This is a genomic window from Thalassospira sp. GB04J01 (assembly GCF_000751115.1).
GTDB lineage: Bacteria > Pseudomonadota > Alphaproteobacteria > Rhodospirillales > Thalassospiraceae > Thalassospira > Thalassospira lucentensis.
Genome location: NZ_CCDX020000014.1, coordinates 122,881 through 141,288 on the forward strand (window position 1 = coordinate 122,881; position 18,408 = coordinate 141,288).

Sequence of the window (18,408 nt, forward strand, 5' to 3'; positions counted from 1 at the left end):
TTGGGTTCAGACCCTAGGATCAGGACTCATTAATTTGATTGGAATGGCAGTGGTTATATGTGTGAAATCCAAGGAAAAGCCCGCCGGGCGGGTTGGTATCCCACACAAGGGATTTGACGCGGGAGTTCGCACATATAACCACTGTCCTTCGGATCAATCGGATTTGCACGGGCTACTTTGTCGCAAAACCTTGAAAGATAAACATCTTCCTGCGGTTTCGCTCCGCGTATCCGCACAAATCTGATTGACCATTCCAATCAAATTAATGAGTCCTGATCCTAGAATACCGAACCGCCATGACGGACGTAAGGATGTTTGAAACACTCGATATTCTTTTTCTGATCGTTTCGGTGCTTGGAGCCGCTCAGGCGATTTTCCTGATTATCCTGCTGATGGATGAAGGAAAACGGGCGTTCAAGGCCAATCGCTGGCTGATGGTGTTTGGGTTTTCGGTCGGGATGAGTTTTGTCGACGATACGTTCGATCCGATCATCAGTCCGCTTGTTAACCTGTATCTTGTGCCGGTTTTTGCGCCGTTCTTTTTTGCCTTCATTCCGTCGATCTACCTGTATTTCCGCGAAATTTCGGGCGACCCGGCATCACGGCCATACCGGCATTTCCTTGTCTTGGTGCCCGTAGCTGCAGCAATCGGGCTTATGGTCTATTTCAAGCGTTCGCGCATGATCGCCGATGAGGGACATATACGTGATGTCGGCTTGCAGATTACGTTCTCGTCGAGTGGTTTGGCAGATATGGTGCTGCTTGCGATCGTCATCCTGTTTTGCACGCTGTTTGCGGTTTACATGACCGGTATCTGGCGACGGGCCCGGCGTTACCTGCGACAGGCGGACTGGCAGCTTCAGGTTGACAGCGAACGGCTGCGTCGCTGGGTGATAGAACTTCTTGTCGGGATGACGATACTGTTTACCGTTTTCACCGTGACCCAGTTGTTTGATCTTTTTGTTTCGCAGGCCGAGTGGCTGTCGCTTGGCGTAAAGGCGGCGTTCGTTCTTGTGTTTTTCCGCATGTGTCAGGTGATTGCGCAGAACCCTGCGCTGTTTGTCCAACCGGAAACCAGTGCGGAAGGTGTGCCCGGTGATGCCGCGACACCGCCAGATACGGGCCGGGATGATGGCGGTGAACAGGCACGGATGCTGCGCATGATTGTCGATGAGGACAATGTCATGCGCATTCGAACCCGGCTTGAGAAAATCGTTGCAGGCCGCAATGTGATGTTCGACCCGCTTCTGACCATGCCGAAACTGGCTGCGGCGGTGGGGGTAACTCCCAATCAACTTTCTTTCGTGCTGAATAAGCATCTGGACAAAAATTTCTTCGATTTCGTCAATGAAGTTCGGATTAATGAGGCAGAGCGCCTTCTGGTTAGCGAATCGGAACGTACTGTCCTCGATATTGCGACCAGTGTTGGCTTCAATTCGAAATCGACTTTCAACCTTGCATTCAAGACGATCACGGGATTGACGCCAAGTAAGTATCGTCATGAAAACGTTGATAAACCAAACGACTAAGGCGTACGAATGCGCATTCGTACCATCCGGGGGCGCCTGATGCGTACGACCATATAACAACGGACGCCAGGTTCAGGGCTTCGGGGCAGTGTCGGCCCATCAACCAATTTCAGGGTGTTCCGATACATGTCTTTCAATCACGTTTTACGCCGCTCCGGTGATATCATGCTTCTTACCGGTCTGGGGCTTTGTACGATGGCGATCATTTTGATGATTGCCGGTCCGGTTCATGCCCAACAAGGCAGAAGAGAAATTCTGCGTGAACAGGTTAACCCAAATGCCGACAGCGAGGACCCGTGGCTTGGCGGGGACTGGCAATTTGGTGCATTTGGACAAATAGAAAGCAATCCCTATCGCGGGGCGGACAGTACCGATTTAGGCGGGCTTCCACTTCTTGCATATGATGCGGAGCGTATGCATATCGGGATTGACGGGATCGACATCAAAGCCTGGCAAAATGATTTTGCCAGTCTGTCCGTGATCGGTGGCTTCCGTGATGGACCATTTGAGTCAGGTGATAGCAACTACCTGAGAGGAATGAAGGATACCGACATGGGATATGATGTTGGTATTGGCTTTAGCACGCGGTTATGGCGCGGCGAACTGATTGGAAGCTATCTGACCGATGTTGCCGATACCCATAACGGTCATGAGGTTGATGTGTCCTATTTCGTGCCGCTGCAATTAGGGGATGTCAACTTTGAGTGGGGTGCCGGTGTTACGTGGCAAAGCGAGAACCTGGTTGATTATGGAACGGGTGTTTCGCGCGCTGAAGTCCGAAGCGACCGGGCATACTATGCCCCGGATGCAACCTTCCTGCCGCATCTTGATGTGACCGTCGCCTATCCGCTGACCGAAAGCCTCAATATCATTGGCACCGGCGGGTTCATCTATCTGTCCGATGAATATACCGACAGCCCGATCATTGACGATGATTACGTTCTCAGTGCCGGTCTTGGGCTTGTCTACACGTTCTGATTTTCCGCAATGGACATCAGATCGGGATGATCAAACGGGCAATCTGCACAAAAAAAACGGACCGTCGCAAGACGGTCCGTTAAGTTTCAGGGTGCAATTTTGGTCGGCTTGTTATTCAAATGCTGTCGTGGAAATGACAGGCGACCTCCTGAGTTTCCGAAACACGATCAATTTTCGGGACATCTGTCGCGCATTTTTCCTGTGCAAACGGGCAACGCGTTCGAAACACACATCCTGATGGCGGCGACAGCGGACTTGGCAAATCACCGGTCAGGACAATGCGTTCCTTGTTGCGTTCAATCTCCGGGTCGGGGATTGGTACGGCTGAAATCAGCGCCTTGGTATAGGGGTGCCTTGGCGCGGCATAGATGCTGTCACGATCCGCAAGCTCCATCACATTGCCAAGATACAGCACCATAATGCGGTGACAGATATGGCGCACAATTGACAAATCATGGCTGATGAAAATCAGCGACAGGTCAAATTCGCGCTGCAATTCCTGCAACAGATTGACGATCTGCGCCTGGATCGACACATCAAGGGCGGAAACCGGTTCATCACAAACAATCAGTTTAGGTTCAAGGATCATTGCGCGTGCAATGCCGATACGCTGGCATTGTCCGCCGGAAAATTCATGCGGATAGCGGTTGATCATTTGCGGCAAAAGGCCAACGCGCGCCATCATGCGTTTGACGCGTGTCTTGATTTCATCCTTGCCCAATTCGGGCTTGTGGGTGACCAGCGGCTCGGCAATGATTTCGCCGATGGTCATGCGCGGATTAAGACAGGCCAGCGGATCCTGAAAAATGATCTGAAAATCCCGGCGCAGGGGCTGCATGTCGCGGTGCGGAATGCCGACAATGTTTTTGCCAAGCCACGCGACCTGTCCCCCGGATGGGGCAATCAATTGTAAAATCGCCCGGCCCAGTGTCGATTTACCGCACCCTGATTCCCCAACCACGCCCAGCGTTTCACCGGGAAACAGATCAAAATTCACCCCGTCGACGGCCTTAAGCGGGCGGTCCTTGGCGAACAGGCCTTTGCCGGGTATCGGGAAATGAACCTTAAGATCGCGGACTGACAGGATCGGGGCGTTTTCGCGTTTGTCTGGTGCTGTCATGACCGTCATTGCCCGTCCTCCCGGAAACATGCGCTGGCCCGGCCATCCCCAAAACCTTTGAGCAACGGGCGTTCCACACAGCATCGATCCATGACATAGCCACACCGTTCCTGATAGGCACAACCCGTCGGCAGGTTCTGAAGATTGGGCGGTTGGCCGGGAATGGCGAACATGCTGTCTTCATTGGCGCGATCAATGCGCGGCATCGATTTCAACAGTCCCTCGGTATAGGGATGGTGACTGTCATAGAAAATGTCGCGCACGGTACCGGTTTCAACAACCCGCCCGCCATACATCACCATCACCCGATCACACAGGCCAGCCACCACACCCAGATCGTGGGTGATCATGACGGTGGCGGTGTTGAAGTCCTTTTGCAGATCGCGCAACAGATCAAGGATCTGTGCCTGTACCGTAACATCAAGGGCGGTGGTCGGCTCATCGGCAATCAGAACTTCCGGATCACACAAAAGCGCCATGGCAATCATCACGCGTTGGCGCATGCCGCCGGAAAATTCATGGGGGTACATGTGAACGCGCTGGGCCGCACCGGGAATGCCAACACGGTCAAGCATCGCAACAGCACGTTTTAGGGCTTCTGCCTCGGACATGCCGCGATGTTCGACCAGAACCTCTGTCATTTGCCGGGAGATTTTCAAAAACGGGTTTAACGATGTCATGGGGTCCTGAAAGATCATCGACATCGAGACACCGCGGATTTTGTTCAAGTCGCGGGACCGCAAATTAAGGATTTCCTTATCCTTGTAGCGGACCGATCCGGTTGATGTGCCGTTCTTGGCCAAAAGCCCCATCAGGGACAGGAAAATCTGGGTTTTGCCCGAGCCCGATTCCCCGACAACGCCAAGCGTTTCGCCCGGATCAATGTGGAAATTGACGTTATTGACCGCCTCAACTTCACCGTCCGGGGTTTGAAACCGCGTAGAAAGGTTTTCGACAGTCAGAATATGGTTGGTTGTCATGATGTGTTTCCTTCCTGTCCTATCTGTCTTTCGGGTCCAGCGCATCGCGCAGGCCATCGCCGATGAAGTTGAAACAGAACAGTGTCAGTGCGAGGAACACCGCCGGATAAATCAGCATCCAGGTCGATGCTTCGATCACTTTTGCGCCTTCGGAAATCAGAACGCCCCAACTGGTCAGGGGCTCCTGCACACCCAGTCCAAGGAACGACAGGAAACTTTCCGTCAGGATCACTTGGGGAATGGTCAGTGTCATATAGACAATCACCGGCCCCAGAACGTTGGGGATCACATGGCGGAAAATGATTTTGAAGTTCGAAACCCCCGTGGCATGGGCGGCCTCAATGAATTCACGTCGCCGCAGCGAAAGTGTCTGACCCCGGACAATGCGCGCCATGGTCAACCATTCAACCGCGCCAAGGGCGACAAAAATCAAAAAGATGTTTCGACCAAACACCACCATCAACATGATGACAAAGAACATGAAGGGCAGGGAATAAAGCACATCGACAAACCGCATCATGATGCTGTCGATCTTGCCGCCGAAATATCCGGCGATGGCCCCATATGTCACCCCAATGATCAGTGACACGGCTGTTGCCAGAAGCCCGACGGCCAATGACACGCGCGCGCCATACAGCACACGGACAAACAGATCGCGTCCATTGCCATCGGTGCCAAAAATATGGCCGTTTTCCCAGTTCGGACCTTCCTGAATATATCCCCAGTCGATCTGGTCATAGGCATATGGGCTCAAAAGCGGCGCAATGATCGCAAGCAGGGTAATAATCCCCAGAATGATCATCGACCCGACAGCGGCCTTGTTACGAAACAGGCGGATGCGGGCATCACGCCACAGGCTGCGCCCTTCGATTTCCTTGGTCGCACCTGCGGATTGCAGCAGTGCTGTCTTTTCGGATTTATTCATCATCAGGGTGACTTCAGTTTGGGATCAAGAAGGCCGTAAACCATGTCGACCAGGAAATTCAGCATGATGATCATCACCGCATAGATAATCACCACCCCCATCACCAACGGATAGTCGCGGTTTAATGCGGCCTTGATGAAATAGGTGCCAATACCGGGCACACCAAAGATGCTTTCAATCACAACCGAGCCCGTCATTACCGCCGCGGTCGCGGGGCCGAGATAGGAAATCACTGGCAAAAGCGCACCCTTGATCGCATGACGGTTCACCACCAACTTTTCGCGCAGTCCCTTGGCACGTGCCGTGCGGATATAATTGGAATGCAGCACTTCGACCATCGAGCCACGCGTCAGGCGCGCGATATAGGCAATTTGGGGCAGGGCAAGGGCAATGATCGGCAAAATCTTGTACTGGATTTCACCATCCCCCCATCCTGCGGTCGGCAGGATCGCAAGATACAATCCAAAAACAAGCGACAGCAACGGCGCCATGACAAAGTTCGGGATAGCAATGCCGATCATGGCAATTCCCATCACGGCAAAATCAACCGCACTGTTTTGTCGAAGGGCGGCATAGGTGCCAAACCCGATCCCAAACACAAGGGCCAGGGCAATCGCACTTAATCCAAGCTGCATGGATGCCGGTGCGCCGGCCATGATCAGTTCAGCAACGGAAAAGTCGCGGATCTTGATCGACGGGCCAAAATCACCCTGTAAAAGCTTGCCGATATAAATACCGTATTGTTCGATCAGCGGTTTATCAAGGTCGTAGGCCGCCTTGATATTCTTTTCGATTTCGGGCGGAAGTGCGCGTTCCTGATCGAACGGGCCGCCCGGTGCAATACGCATCATGAAAAAGGCCACCGTGATCACGATGAACAGTGTCGGGATCGCGATCAGCAGGCGCCGAATGGCGTAAGATAACATGTTTCTCTCTCATCCCCGTCGGGGTGATCGCAGGCCTTGGGCGGGAGGAAGCCTTCAAAGCCTGCGATACCAAGGCGAAATTTACTCGGCGATGTCGAGCCAGCGGGTCAGGTGACGATCCGGGGCATTGTCGATCCAGCCCTTGATCTTTGGCGATACAAGCTGTTTCGAGACATAGTAGTAAATCGGGATGAAGGGCTGCGCTTCCATCATGATGGCTTCGGCCTGATGCATCAGGTCTGCGCGCTTTTTCAGGTCGCCTTCGTTTTCGGCTTCCAGCATAAGTTCGTTATAGCGCGGGTTATCGAACGCGGCATAATTCAGCGGCCCTGTGCGTTCTTCACCAAGGAACAGGAAGTTCTGTGCATCGTTGTAATCGGCAATCCAGCCTGCACGGGCGACTTCGAAATCACCAACTTTCAGGTCGGCATAATGGATTTTGCCTTCGGTGTTAAACAGGTCCGCTTCGACACCGATCTGTTTCCACATGTTTTGCGCCGCAATCGCGATACGCTTGTGGTTTTCCGACGTGTTGTAGCGCAGGGTGAATTTCAACGGATTGTCTGGCCCATAGCCCGCCTCAGCCATCAGTTTCTTGGCTTCTGCGACCTTCTCGCCATAAGGCAGGTCTTTCCATGAAACATAGGCCGGTTCGGTATAGTTGCCCGTTCCCGGTGGCACGAATGAATATGCCGGAAGTTCACCGGTTTTCAGAACCGCATCAGTGATGGCTTCGCGGTTGATGGCCATTGAAAGCGCCTTACGCACGCGCGGATCGGCGAACTTTTCTTTGTCGGTTCGGATCGCGTAATAATAAATGCCCGCATAGGGCGCGATGCGCAGGCTGTCGCTCAGATTGTCACGCAACCAGGAAATTTGTTCGGATGCGATGTCACGTGCAACGTCAAGCTCGTCCGCACGGAATCTGTTTTGCATCGCGGTGCGATCTTCGTAGGCATAATAAATGACCTCGTCGATCGGAACGTTCTTGGCGTCGTAAAATTCTTCGTTTTTGACCAGTTTGGTATGAACGTTCGGAACCCATTCAACCAGTTTGTAAGGACCGTTTACGACGATGTTTTCCGGCTTTACCCAGTCCTTGCCATATTTTTCCACCGTATGACGGGGAATGGCAAAGGCGGTCTGATGGGTCAATTGTGCCAGAAAATAAGGGGCTGGTGCCGTCAGCTTGACCTTAAGGGTATGGTCGTCAACGGCAGTTGCTGCGAGTTTCGCGCCATCTTTGCCGGTGTTGACGTCTTCGGCACCTTCAATGATGTACAAAAGCGACGCATATTCAGCACCCAGTGCCGGATCAAGAAGGCGTTGCCACCCTGCGATGAAGTCCTGTGCCGTGACCGGGGTGCCATCCGACCAGTTATGATCGCGGATTTTAAAGGTATATGTCATCCCGTCGTCTGAAACGGTCCAGCTTTCGGCCGCTCCGGGGACTGGCTGACCATCGGGGCCATATGTCAGAAGACCCAGTGACATATCATCGGAAACACGGCTGGTCTGAACGGTCGAGATGAAATGTGGGTCCATGGATTGTGGTTCGCCATCATTCCCGACCCGCAGAATCTTTTCGGCCTGCGCGTGGGTGGAGGACAACATGGTCATCGACCCGGCAATCAAGGCGGTCCCCAGCACAAAGGCTCGTGACGACTTTATCAGTCCGCTCACGAGACCTTTTGTGGTCATCGCATTTTGTGACATGTGAAATGTCTCCCTCAACAATTTTGATTTGTTGTGACGTACTCCCTGAAAGTACGTACGCAAAAATACTGAGGCTGCCATGCGTCAACTGCAAGTCGTGATTTCATATTGATGAAACAAATGGTGGAATTTTGCGCAATATTGTCCATTTCATAGCTGAACTTTGCGTAAACTGCGTAAGTTGACTGATAATCTAAACATGCACGACAAGGGCGACAATTTGGATATCAGGTCACTATTCGATGTTCAGGGAAATGTGATGTAACCCGGAAAAGTTGTATTTTTAGAGTGAAGTACTTCACATTCAAGGCGTTGGCGCTTAATGCCGGGTACGAATCGATGTTTGCCTTTTGGGAGTGGCACCCGGCAAATTGCGTTAAACATCGGATTCTAAAAGATCCGGATTGAGCCGCCCGGATAAGGGAATCAGGTTTTGTCTAAGGGGTTCAGTTCCAGAAAATCCTGCTTGTTGCCATACAGACAGGCAAAGACGGAAACCGTGACATATGGCGTTTATCTTCCCACATAGGCCGCGAGCTCATCGGGTGTTCCTTTGGGAAAGGCTTCTCGTAAAAAGTCGAGGAACGCCGACACGCGTGCGCTTAGCAATCGGCGAGACGGGTAGAGTGCCCACAAGGTGATTTCATTCCCGTCAACATCCCCCCACTGCACCAGCGTGCCATCGCTAATATCGTGTCTGACGAGCGACACGGGCAGACGTCCGACACCGACCCCTTTTCGCACGGCGTCCCGCACCATGACGAGCGATGACAGGCTCAGGACCGGATTGACCGCGATCCCCGATTGGCTCGTCGGTGTCTTCACATTCCAGATTTCGCCTTGGCGGGCTTGCCCCCGCACGACAGCTGGGGCCGCAGATCCATCTATCGGGCGCGGCAGGTCGGGGCTGGCAACGATCACCAGTCGGTCATGCAGGAAGGCTCTTCCAACCAGACTTTCATCGGGCTCCGGGTTGACCCTTATCACCAGATCATAGGCTTCCTCGATCATATCGACGGGCCGATCTTCGGTCGTGACTTCAAGTTGGACCCTCGGATACTTAAGGGCAAAGTCTGCGGCCAACTTACCCATCGCAGTCTGCGAAAACAGCAAAGGCGCACTGATACGAAGCCGTCCCCTCGGTTCGCGTCCACCTGAGGCTATTGCCGCAGTTGTTTCGTCGAGTTCGGTGAACAACTGGCTCGTCCGTTCGAACAGGGCTCTTCCTTCCTCTGTCAGCTTGAGTAGCCGTGCGCCGCGCTCGAACAAGCGCAGCTCAAGGCTCGCCTCGAGCTCTGCGACGCGCCGCGACAGTGTCGCTTTTGGGCGGCCGGTGGCGCGCGACGCTTTTCCAAACCCTTCGTGGCGGGCGACCAGATTGAAGTCAGCAAGAGCAAGAAGGTTCATATGTTCCACCAGTGAGACAGTATGTCTAAATATAGCGTCTATCGGTAAGAATGTGGATCATTAAATTGGGGGCAGTCAAATTACTTAACCAAGGAGATAACCCATGACCATTCTAATCACCGGTGCGACTGGAAATGTCGGTCGTAATGTCGTCGAACAACTTGTGAACCGTGGTGCCGATGTGCGTGCGTTGGTCCGTGATCCGTCTAAAGCGAGTTTCCCGATCAGCGTGGAAGTCGTCCAAGGGGACCTGCTTGACGTAGACTCACTGCGGCAGGCCATGTCGGGCGTCTCTACTCTGTTCCTGTTGAACGGGGTTGTCGCCGACGAATACACGCAGGCGCTGATTGCGCTTAACCTTGCCCGCGAGGCCGGGATTGAGCGGATTGTATATCTGTCGGTGATCCACAGCGATATCTATGTCAACGTGCCGCATTTTGCCGGCAAGTTCGGCGTCGAGCGGATGATCGAACACATGGGCCTCAGCGCCACCATCTTGCGCCCAGCCTATTACATGGATAACGAGATTACGATCAAGGATGTCGTCATTAATTATGGCATTTATCCGATGCCGATTGGCGAGAAGGGCCTTGCGATGATCGACGCGCGTGACGTCGGCGAAATTGCCGCGCTCGAACTGATCCGTCGTGAACAGTCAGCAACACCATTGCCGATCAATCGCATCAATCTCGTTGGTCCGGACACGCTGACCGGCAACGATGCCGCAGCGATTTGGGGCGATGTCCTTGGCCGTGCAATTGCTTTTCCCGGCAACGACACCGCCGGGTTCGAACAGAACTTGCGTCAGTTTATGCCAAGTTGGATGGCATTCGACATGCGCCTGATGGCCGAACGCTTCCTGACCGATGGCATGCTTCCAGACGTCGGTGACGTCGACCGGTTGACATCTATGCTTGGTCGTCCGCTGCGCTCCTATCGTGACTACGTTGCGCAAATCATTGGCTGATCGCCTCCATTCCAACACCACCGAAAAAGGACCATCGACATGATCTATTCGACTGCAACCGTCCCGGTGAACCCGGAAGGCGAGGCAAAGCTCACGCGCGAGCAGGTCTGGAAGGGCCTCGAACTGAAGGCCCGCGATGCGCGCCAATTCCTCCCGGCAGGCCTTTGCACCCGCTGCGACGTCACAGAGGAAAGTGCAACGCATTTCGTCCGCAACGCCACGATCGGCAGTGTCGACCTGCGCGAGATCATCACGTTGGAGCCGCAACACAAGGTCACCTTCTTTCAGGCGACGGGCCCGCGTGAAGGTGCCATCATCAATGAATTGTTCGAGGATGAGGCGGGCGACCTTCAGCTCAAATTCTATTGCTACCTCGGCCTGCGCGATAAGGCACCGAACGGCCCGGAGGAACAGGCAGAACAAGCACAGTTCGACAGCGATAAGGGCTACAAAGCAGCCCTTTTATCCACATTGAAGCGCACACGTGAAATGGTTGCTGACGGCAGGATTTGATCCTCGATACTCTCATCAACCAACAATACAAACAGCACACGTCACTGTAGTCTGGTCGGTCATTTTTAATGGCTGACCAGATTTTTTGGGGGCATGGCTTTAAGCTCCAGCAAATCCCACTTATTGCCATACAGGTCTTCAAATACCGCCACCGTGCCATAGGGTTCATGGCGTGGCTGTTCGAGAAATGGCACGCCGGCTTGGCGCATGCGGTCATAATCGCGGGCAAAATCATCGGTATTGAGGAAAAATCCGACCCGGCCACCCGTTTGATCGCCGATGATGCATGTTTGGCGCTCGCCACTTGCACGGGCCAGCAGAATGCGTGTTTCCTGTGCCCCCTTGGGGCCAACAATCACCCAGCGTTTGCCATCACCAAGATCGGTATCCTCAATCAAATCAAACCCGACCTTGTCGGTATAAAACGCAATGGCATCGTCATAATCGCGTACAACAAGCGTGATCAAACCAATATGGGGCATGGCGTTCTTTCCTGTTGGAAATAGGGGGAGCTGTAGGGTGGCGGCCTTAAATCAAACCAAGGGTCTTAAACGAATTATATCCGGCCTGACTGATGATGATGTGGTCATGGACGGCAATGTCCATCGCCTTGGCGGCCTCAACGATCTTGCGCGTTATCTCGATATCACCGCGTGACGGGGTGGCATCGCCACTGGGATGGTTGTGGACCAATATGATGGCGGATGCATGCAGCTCAAGCGCGCGTTTGATGACTTCGCGTGGATAGACCGGGGTATGATCGACGGTGCCGCGTTGATGGCATTCATCGGCAATCAGGCGGTTTTTACGATCAAGAAACAGCAAATGCAGTTCTTCGTTTTTCAAATGCCCGATCCGCACCCGGCAATAATCAATCAGCTGTTCCCAACTGGCAATCACCGGCAGTTCCATCGCCCGCTCACGCGATAAATGTTGTGCGCTGGCCTCGGCTATTTTAATCGCGGCAATGCCTGCCTCGCCAAGCCCCTTGGCCTTGTGCAAATCTTCGGGCCGGGCGGATAACACATTGGCAAAGCTGCCAAACTGCGCAATCAGCGATTTGGCCAGCGGTTTAACATCACCGCGCGGCATCGCCATGCACAGCATCAGTTCGAGCAACTCATAGTCAGCCAAGGCGGTCGCACCGCCCTTGATAAAGCGGTCGCGCAACCGTTGGCGGTGGCCGTGATAATGCGGTTTGGCGGATTTCGGTGTTGTGGCGTCTGCCGACGATGCAGGCAGGGGCGTATCGTGCTCGGAAACGGCTGGGGATGCCGGGCTCTGTATCGCAGAAGGGATGTCGCGGGCCTGATCAAAAAACACCCGCGTCCCGTCATCGATTTCAGAAGTCGGGGTCAAAGCAGCTTTGCGATTTTTGGTGTCGCTCAAATCTGCTTCCCCCGTTTACCCGTTACTCGGCTGCTTTGCCAAGATCATAGGGTGGTTTGTCCAGACCGGCCGGTGATCGGGTAAAGATTTCAAACCCGTCGTCGGTCACGCCAAGCGAATGTTCAAACTGTGAAGACAGTTTGCGGTCTCGCGTCACCGCTGTCCAGCCATCAGGTAAAATTTTACACGCATAAGTGCCCTGATTGATCATCGGCTCAATCGTAAAGATCATGCCCGGTTCCAGAACAAGCCCTTCGCCCGGCGTGCCGTAATGCAGGATATTCGGCGCATCATGAAACACCTGACCAAGCCCGTGACCACAGAAATCACGCACAACAGAGAACCGCTCACCTTCGGCATAGGACTGGATCGCGTGGCCGATATCGCCAAGCGTCGCACCTGGCTTAACCGCGTTAATCCCGCGCCAAAGCGCTTCATAGGTGACATCGACAAGACGCTGGGCCATGACTTTGGGCGTACCGGCGATATACATGCGTGATGTATCGCCATACCACCCATCAACAATGACCGTGACATCAATATTCATGATGTCGCCATTCTGAAGTTTCTTGTCACCCGGAATGCCGTGGCAGACCACATGGTTGATCGATGTGCAGATTGATTTCGGGAAGCCGCGATAATTCAGGCAGGCCGAAATCGAATTGTGATCGCGGATATATTCATCACACAGGCGATCAAGCTCACCCGTGGTCACACCCGGCACAACATGCGGGGTAATCATATCAAGCACTTCCGCTGCCAGCCGACCGGCGGCGCGCATGCCTTCAAATGCTTCGGGGCCGTGAAGTTTAACTTTTCCGTTCGCCACCCGAAATCTCCTTAAGCTCGGCTATAATGTCTATCGAATTTGTTGCACAATGACATAAAGCCAGACGGTCATATTGGCAAGGTTTGGCTGATATGCATCGGTCACCGATGCCTTACAGGTCCACAATCGGCAGTGGCTTATAAACCGAAACGTCGTTGGTGCTGATCGCACAGTCATAGGCAATCGCCTCAACCCCGTTTTCGCGCGCAGCCTTAAACCGATCGCCATAATGCGGATCAATATCGGTCGAAAGCGTAAACCGGTCACAATCGGTCCGCTGGATCAGGTAAAACATCACCGCCCGGTGGCCTTCGGCGACCATATCGGTCATTTCATCCAAATGCTTTGCCCCGCGTGCAGTGACGGCATCGGGGAATTCGGCCAAACCGGGGACGTCTTCGTCACGTTTAAGATGGACGTTTTTGACTTCGACATAACAAAGCCCGCGGTCTGGATCAGACAGCAGGATATCAATCCGCGAATTCTTGCCGTACTTCACTTCGCGTTTCAGGGTTTCATACCCCGACAGTTCGGGAACCAGACCGTTCAAAATGGCTTCTTCGACAATCGCATTGGGGTGGGATGTATTGATCCCGATCCATGCATCCCCGATCTGGCACAGCTCCCAGCTATATTTCAGTTTGCGTTTGGGATTGTCTGATTGCGACAGCCAGACATCAATGCCCGGCTCCTTAAGCCCGATCATCCCACCCGGATTGGCACAATGCGCGGTAATAACCTCCCCGCTATCAAGTTCAACATCGGCCAAAAACCGTTTATAGCGTTTGATCAGCGTGCCGTGGATCAGCGGGGTTGGAAGATGCATCGTTGGCCTTTCGGGGAAACTGTCCTGACAGGAACTGTCATGTGATTTCTAAAACATGCTGCCAATTTCACGGCAATCGCGTCATACATCAACCCCTTACCGCTCAAAACCGCCAGAGGATTGAAAATTGCGCCAGACCCTTCGCGCTAAAGCCATTGCCGTTTGCGACAAAAAGATCGCGCAAAAAGGCGAAAATGTCGGCCTGTCATTCTATGCGTTTTTTGCCAACCGCAATGATGATCCGGATAGGTTGATGGAGGCCGCCACATGGTGGATCAAAACCCACCAGCTTGATCATTTCGAAAAGGCCACCAAAATCCGCGAGATGATTCAAATGGGCCAATAAGTCTTAGTTTTTTGGTTCCGGCTTGTCTGGAACGTCACCAAGGAAATCCACCAGACTGACCTGACCGGAACCCCGGCGGAGCGGCTTTGGCTGGCTTTCATCTGGTGCCCAGCCGGTCAGATAGATCACCTGAAACTTGGCATGCACCCGGCCATCGTCGCGGCCATGGCGTTCGTGATAGATCGCCGCCGCACGGGCAAGCGTACTGCGCTTGGTGAACTTTTTGGACCGTTTGGCGACAATGTTGCTTTCGCCCATCCCCGAAAGGTCGCGCATCAGTTTAAGCGCATCGGGATAATCAATCGTGATGTCATCTGCATCGACCACCGGCAGGGCAAAGCCGCTGCGTTGAAGCAATGCCCCGGCATCTTTGACATCGACAAATGGCGATACGCGCGGCGATACGCCGCCTTCTTCTTCGGCCTCGGCTGTCATCAGGGCTTCGCGCAGGTCTTTAAGCGTCTCCCCACCCAGCATAGACGCCAGAAACAACCCATCGGATTTCAGCGCACGTCGGGCCTGAAGCAACATGCCCGGCAGATCATTGACCCAATGCAGGCTCAAGTTCGACAAGATCAGATCAAGCGATCCTTCGGCAAAGGGCAGGAATTCTTCATCGGCCACCATGCTCGATCGGCCATTAAGATCACGGGCTGCCTTGGCATAACGATACGAGATATCAGCTTGATGCAATGTCTCAACCCGGCTGCTTGCGGCAAGGATCTGTGCCAACTCACCACTGTGACAGCCAAGATCAACCGCACGCGGGAAGCTGCGCGTGGTGTCTTCAAGCCGGTCGGCCAGCCGGTCGGCGGTTTCGGCAAACAGGAAGTTGAACTCGGACGCGCGCGATGCGGCGCGGTCGCGGCGCAGTTTAAGGATATGACGATCAAAGACCGTGATCGGATCGGCCATGGGGCGGGAAGCTCCGGCAAAGTCGTTTCAAATGTTACGACCTAGATAGAGTGTCCCGCCCCATGGCGCAATCGAAGATCGGCCTTAAAGTTCCAATATGAGCGGCGCATCACCGTCGGTTTCGGACGCGGCGGGCATAGCACAGCAGATCAGGGCCTCGTCGGGTTTAAAGGTCGCACTGGGGTGCGTTTTATAGGTCACGCGACCTTGTAAAATTTTGGTCCGGCATGTACCGCAATTCCCGCCGCGGCAGCTGGCTTCGGGGGCAAGCCCGGCGTCCTCGGCAAGTTCAAGCAGCGTCTTGTCGGCGTCGGGTTGCCAGATGGCCGTCTGACCGGATTTTGCGAATTCGACCTGTGTTGCTTTGGAGCTCGCCGGGGCGAGTTCGGGCAATTGGTCATTGGCATCAAGGCTTCGTTGCAGCGATGCGGGGCCAAAGGCCTCGGCATGGATGCGGTTGTTGGTAATGTTCAGCCCGCGCAGGCCATCATACATCGCCTGCATGAAGGGCGGCGGCCCGCACAGATAAAAATCAAAATCATCAAACGGCAGCAGGGACCGAAGCAAGTTCATGTCGATATGACCTGATGCCTCGTAATCCTTGCGTGGTTCTGCCCCATCTGCATCGGCCAGAACCCGGACAAGGCGAATGTTGCCCTGTGCGGCCTTCACAAGTTCAATGATCTCGCTGTCAAAGGCCCGGTCTGCCAGACTGCGGGCAGAATAAAACAGCCATGTCGGACGGAAACCGCGCGTGCGCAGTCCTTCATAGACAATATGGCGCAGCATCGAAATCATTGGTGTAATGCCAATGCCACCTGCCATCAGAACCACCGGCCGCTTTGCGTCGGCATCAAGGTGAAACTCGCCGGCTGGTGCCCGCGCCTCGATCACATCGCCAACGCGCAGGGTGTCATGCAAGTGGCTTGAGACAACACCTTCGCGCTTTACGCTGATGCGATAGGTATCATCCGATGGCCCATTTGAAAGCGTATAGGTCCGGATCAACGGCGTGTCCGTACCGGGTATCTGCACACGGATCGGTAAATGCTGCCCCGCTTTGTTGGGTAAAGTGCCATTCTGATCTGCCGGTTCAAGGTGGAACGATTTGATCAGGTGGTTTTCCTCGGTAATCCGGGCAATTTTGAACGGACGCCAGCTTTTTGCCGCCTCAATGGCCGCAAGGTTCCGTGCCGCACTTTCCCAATCACCGGTCAGAAGGCTGTTGGGCGATGCACCGTCCGCTTGATCGCGCCAGCGTATCGGCAGGGCAGAGTCCCTGAAAACCACCTTGCGCGGGAAAACACGCCACAACCGTTCAGCCCCCTGAAAGGCGGCGATTTCCGGCCCTTCGACAATGACGTCGGCATCGCCGGTGATTTGCAGGACATTGCCCGTGTTAAAATCGGTAAAGATCAACCCTGCCTTCGGGTTGGTCAGGATATTGCCCAGCGTGTTGAAAAACAGGTTTCCGGCAAAATCGGGAATGGTCAGGGTGCCGTCGGCGTCTATGTGGACAAACCCGGCTTTGCCGCCGCGATGGGACACATCGACTTCGCGTTTTTTTCCGGCACGATCAACATAGGTTGCAACAAAAAAGGTGTCGGCAGCGGCAATGATCGCCCGCGCCCGTTCATCAAGTTCTGCCGACGTTTCGGGGGATGACAGGGCAGGGGCAAGTGGATCACGGATGAATTCAAAATCGCGCAGATGGATATACTGCGGGCAATTGCCATAGCTGTGCCCGACCTCGATGGTAAAGTGATCATCGGAAGAATGCGCAATTGTACCGTTCATACGGTTACGCCGTCTGGTATGCAGTTCAATCCCGATCATGCCGATCGCCGTGCCGTCACCTATGCCGGCATCCGCAGGATCGGTCGCATCGCGCGGGATGTTGACCGAAAGATGATGGGGATCGGGTGAGCTGAGAAATCCGGGGTGGTTGGCGCGAAGGGTTGCCCAGACATCGCCCGCATCATCCACCGTGCCAAATACGGCAAAGGGCAGTTGCGGATAGAACTGACGATGTTGATCAATCAGATGATCACGCAGCACACGTTTGCCCATCTCGGCCATCTTTGTCTCGACACCGACCAACTGTTGCATGTGGATCTCGCCCTCATGCCACGGGCCGGGCGTGTCCGCACCTGACGGCGTGAATTGGACGGGGGCGGAAGATGGGATTTTTGAGGGCGATGCACTGCGCGTGTTCATGACTGTTTCCTTTTCGAAGGACGAGGCTCAGGGCCGGTCTTGGGGCAGGGGGAGTTTGAGCGGGGGCACAAACACAGTGAAAGACCGGCCCGGCCCGTCAGATCGCCGTACGAAGACCGGCGACTGTTTGCTCAAACGCGACGAAACCGGGCAGGGCTTCAACCCGCTTCAGCCACGAGCGCACATTGTCATAGGCGGCAAGGTCAACATTGCCTTCCGGTGCATTGGCGATATAGCTGTAAAGCGCGACATCGGCGATGGTCGGATGATCAAGCGCGATCCAGTCATTGCCCGAAAGCTGTTGCTCAATCTGGGCAAGGATGGCATGGGCGCGTGCAATGACTTCTTCTGCATTGAACGGCGCGTTAAACATCGTGATCAGGCGCGCTGCACAAACGCCATAGGCAATCTGCCCGGCCGCAACCGAAAGCCATTTCTGAACTTTTGCGGCACCTTCGGCGTCTTCGGGCAGCCAGTCCGTGGCACCAAGCTTCTTGGCGACATAGGTCATAATGGCAATTGAATCGGCAATCACGACATCGCCATCTTCAAGAACCGGCACCTGCCCAAGCGGGTTCAGCTTAAGGAATTCCGGTGATTTATGTGCGCCGTTTGGTAAATCGACAATGCTTACCTCGTGCTCAACACCCAGAAGGCTCAGGAAAAGATGGGCACGGTGGGCATGACCCGAAAGCGGGAAATGATGCAGTTTCATGATCGCGATCCTTTTCGTGAACACTGTTTATGGAATGATCCGATCATGATTGTTGCCTCATCATTAAGGAATATGGTTTTATGGGAATTCATTGTTCCGAAAGATGGAAT

The 18,408-nt window shown here is 54.1% G+C and carries 18 protein-coding genes; 5 read left to right on the forward strand and 13 right to left on the reverse strand.

Features of this window, described 5'->3' with window-relative positions; translation table 11 throughout:
* Positions 1 to 311 precede the first annotated feature (311 nt).
* Positions 312 to 1,529, forward strand: coding sequence for a helix-turn-helix domain-containing protein (locus AMM48_RS15270; RefSeq protein ID WP_102784737.1), 1,218 nt, complete (start codon positions 312 to 314; stop codon positions 1,527 to 1,529).
* Positions 1,530 to 1,655: 126 nt separating this feature from the next.
* Entirely contained in the window at positions 1,656 to 2,507 is an 852-nt protein-coding gene (locus tag AMM48_RS15275; protein ID WP_244271246.1) for a MipA/OmpV family protein, read from the forward strand.
* A 115-nt stretch (positions 2,508 to 2,622) separates the two neighbouring features.
* On the opposite strand, the gene AMM48_RS15280 is transcribed toward AMM48_RS15275, so the two are convergent.
* The 6 genes from AMM48_RS15280 to AMM48_RS15305 all read right to left on the reverse strand — a co-directional run bounded on the left by AMM48_RS15280 (position 2,623) and on the right by AMM48_RS15305 (position 9,581).
* Complete coding sequence (locus tag AMM48_RS15280) at positions 2,623 to 3,627, reverse strand: dipeptide ABC transporter ATP-binding protein (RefSeq protein ID WP_102784809.1); 1,005 nt, start codon at positions 3,625 to 3,627, stop codon at positions 2,623 to 2,625.
* 5 nt (positions 3,628 to 3,632) lie between these two features.
* On the reverse strand, positions 3,633 to 4,607 hold the full coding sequence (locus AMM48_RS15285) for an oligopeptide/dipeptide ABC transporter ATP-binding protein (RefSeq protein ID WP_102784738.1): 975 nt from the start codon (positions 4,605 to 4,607) through the stop codon (positions 3,633 to 3,635).
* A gap of 19 nt (positions 4,608 to 4,626) precedes the next feature.
* Positions 4,627 to 5,535, reverse strand: coding sequence for an oligopeptide ABC transporter permease OppC (gene oppC, locus AMM48_RS15290; RefSeq protein WP_022733048.1), 909 nt, complete (start codon positions 5,533 to 5,535; stop codon positions 4,627 to 4,629).
* Entirely contained in the window at positions 5,535 to 6,458 is a 924-nt protein-coding gene (gene oppB / locus AMM48_RS15295; protein ID WP_022733049.1) for an oligopeptide ABC transporter permease OppB, read from the reverse strand. The genes oppC and oppB overlap by 1 nt, the downstream gene beginning before the upstream one ends.
* Positions 6,459 to 6,539: 81 nt before the next feature.
* The gene (locus tag AMM48_RS15300) at positions 6,540 to 8,141 is read right to left on the reverse strand and encodes a peptide ABC transporter substrate-binding protein (RefSeq protein ID WP_244271247.1); all 1,602 of its coding nucleotides are present in this window, start codon (positions 8,139 to 8,141) and stop codon (positions 6,540 to 6,542) included.
* A gap of 546 nt (positions 8,142 to 8,687) precedes the next feature.
* Positions 8,688 to 9,581 (reverse strand): LysR family transcriptional regulator, encoded by an 894-nt coding sequence (locus tag AMM48_RS15305; protein WP_102784740.1) that lies wholly within the window; start codon positions 9,579 to 9,581, stop codon positions 8,688 to 8,690.
* A gap of 103 nt (positions 9,582 to 9,684) precedes the next feature.
* On the opposite strand from AMM48_RS15305, the gene AMM48_RS15310 reads away from it, so the two are divergent.
* Positions 9,685 to 10,548: an NmrA/HSCARG family protein gene (locus AMM48_RS15310; RefSeq protein ID WP_102784741.1), complete on the forward strand. Its 864-nt coding sequence runs from the start codon at positions 9,685 to 9,687 to the stop codon at positions 10,546 to 10,548.
* Between the two features lie 39 nt (positions 10,549 to 10,587).
* Positions 10,588 to 11,061, forward strand: a complete 474-nt coding sequence (locus AMM48_RS15315) for an SRPBCC family protein (protein WP_102784742.1) — start codon at positions 10,588 to 10,590, stop codon at positions 11,059 to 11,061.
* Positions 11,062 to 11,126: 65 nt separating this feature from the next.
* Here the strand turns inward: AMM48_RS15315 and AMM48_RS15320 are convergent, their stop codons facing one another.
* The 4 genes from AMM48_RS15320 to sfsA all read right to left on the reverse strand — a co-directional run bounded on the left by AMM48_RS15320 (position 11,127) and on the right by sfsA (position 14,105).
* The gene (locus tag AMM48_RS15320) at positions 11,127 to 11,543 is read right to left on the reverse strand and encodes a VOC family protein (protein ID WP_102784743.1); all 417 of its coding nucleotides are present in this window, start codon (positions 11,541 to 11,543) and stop codon (positions 11,127 to 11,129) included.
* Between the two features lie 46 nt (positions 11,544 to 11,589).
* On the reverse strand, positions 11,590 to 12,450 hold the full coding sequence (gene radC, locus AMM48_RS15325; RefSeq protein ID WP_102784744.1) for a DNA repair protein RadC: 861 nt from the start codon (positions 12,448 to 12,450) through the stop codon (positions 11,590 to 11,592).
* A 22-nt stretch (positions 12,451 to 12,472) separates the two neighbouring features.
* A complete protein-coding gene (gene map, locus AMM48_RS15330) occupies positions 12,473 to 13,279 on the reverse strand; it encodes a type I methionyl aminopeptidase (RefSeq protein WP_102784745.1) in 807 nt (268 codons plus the stop codon).
* Positions 13,280 to 13,391: 112 nt separating this feature from the next.
* Positions 13,392 to 14,105 (reverse strand): DNA/RNA nuclease SfsA, encoded by a 714-nt coding sequence (gene sfsA, locus AMM48_RS15335; RefSeq protein ID WP_102784746.1) that lies wholly within the window; start codon positions 14,103 to 14,105, stop codon positions 13,392 to 13,394.
* A 127-nt stretch (positions 14,106 to 14,232) separates the two neighbouring features.
* Here sfsA and AMM48_RS15340 point away from each other — a divergent pair, with 127 nt between their 5' ends.
* Entirely contained in the window at positions 14,233 to 14,451 is a 219-nt protein-coding gene (locus AMM48_RS15340) for a DUF6500 family protein (protein WP_102784747.1), read from the forward strand.
* Positions 14,452 to 14,454: 3 nt separating this feature from the next.
* Here the strand turns inward: AMM48_RS15340 and AMM48_RS15345 are convergent, their stop codons facing one another.
* The 3 genes from AMM48_RS15345 to AMM48_RS15355 form a co-directional block, all read right to left on the reverse strand.
* Positions 14,455 to 15,366, reverse strand: a complete 912-nt coding sequence (locus AMM48_RS15345) for a methyltransferase domain-containing protein (RefSeq protein ID WP_102784748.1) — start codon at positions 15,364 to 15,366, stop codon at positions 14,455 to 14,457.
* An 84-nt stretch (positions 15,367 to 15,450) separates the two neighbouring features.
* Positions 15,451 to 17,583, reverse strand: coding sequence for a pyridoxamine 5'-phosphate oxidase family protein (locus AMM48_RS15350; protein WP_102784749.1), 2,133 nt, complete (start codon positions 17,581 to 17,583; stop codon positions 15,451 to 15,453).
* A 97-nt stretch (positions 17,584 to 17,680) separates the two neighbouring features.
* Entirely contained in the window at positions 17,681 to 18,298 is a 618-nt protein-coding gene (locus AMM48_RS15355) for a glutathione S-transferase (RefSeq protein ID WP_102784750.1), read from the reverse strand.
* Between the last annotated feature and the right edge of the window lie 110 nt (positions 18,299 to 18,408).

Excerpts from the sequence above, each read along its gene's own strand:
- AMM48_RS15270 (WP_102784737.1), top strand. The coding sequence starts at position 312 with ATGTTTGAAACACTCGATATTCTTTTTCTGATCGTTTCGGTGCTTGGA.
- AMM48_RS15275 (WP_244271246.1), top strand. The coding sequence starts at position 1,656 with ATGTCTTTCAATCACGTTTTACGCCGCTCCGGTGATATCATGCTTCTT.
- AMM48_RS15280 (WP_102784809.1), bottom strand. The coding sequence starts at position 3,627 with ATGACAGCACCAGACAAACGCGAAAACGCCCCGATCCTGTCAGTCCGC.
- AMM48_RS15285 (WP_102784738.1), bottom strand. The coding sequence starts at position 4,607 with ATGACAACCAACCATATTCTGACTGTCGAAAACCTTTCTACGCGGTTT.
- oppC (WP_022733048.1), bottom strand. The coding sequence starts at position 5,535 with ATGATGAATAAATCCGAAAAGACAGCACTGCTGCAATCCGCAGGTGCG.
- oppB (WP_022733049.1), bottom strand. The coding sequence starts at position 6,458 with ATGTTATCTTACGCCATTCGGCGCCTGCTGATCGCGATCCCGACACTG.
- AMM48_RS15305 (WP_102784740.1), bottom strand. The coding sequence starts at position 9,581 with ATGAACCTTCTTGCTCTTGCTGACTTCAATCTGGTCGCCCGCCACGAA.
- AMM48_RS15310 (WP_102784741.1), top strand. The coding sequence starts at position 9,685 with ATGACCATTCTAATCACCGGTGCGACTGGAAATGTCGGTCGTAATGTC.
- AMM48_RS15315 (WP_102784742.1), top strand. The coding sequence starts at position 10,588 with ATGATCTATTCGACTGCAACCGTCCCGGTGAACCCGGAAGGCGAGGCA.
- AMM48_RS15320 (WP_102784743.1), bottom strand. The coding sequence starts at position 11,543 with ATGCCCCATATTGGTTTGATCACGCTTGTTGTACGCGATTATGACGAT.
- sfsA (WP_102784746.1), bottom strand. The coding sequence starts at position 14,105 with ATGCATCTTCCAACCCCGCTGATCCACGGCACGCTGATCAAACGCTAT.
- AMM48_RS15345 (WP_102784748.1), bottom strand. The coding sequence starts at position 15,366 with ATGGCCGATCCGATCACGGTCTTTGATCGTCATATCCTTAAACTGCGC.
- AMM48_RS15350 (WP_102784749.1), bottom strand. The coding sequence starts at position 17,583 with ATGAACACGCGCAGTGCATCGCCCTCAAAAATCCCATCTTCCGCCCCC.
- AMM48_RS15355 (WP_102784750.1), bottom strand. The coding sequence starts at position 18,298 with ATGAAACTGCATCATTTCCCGCTTTCGGGTCATGCCCACCGTGCCCAT.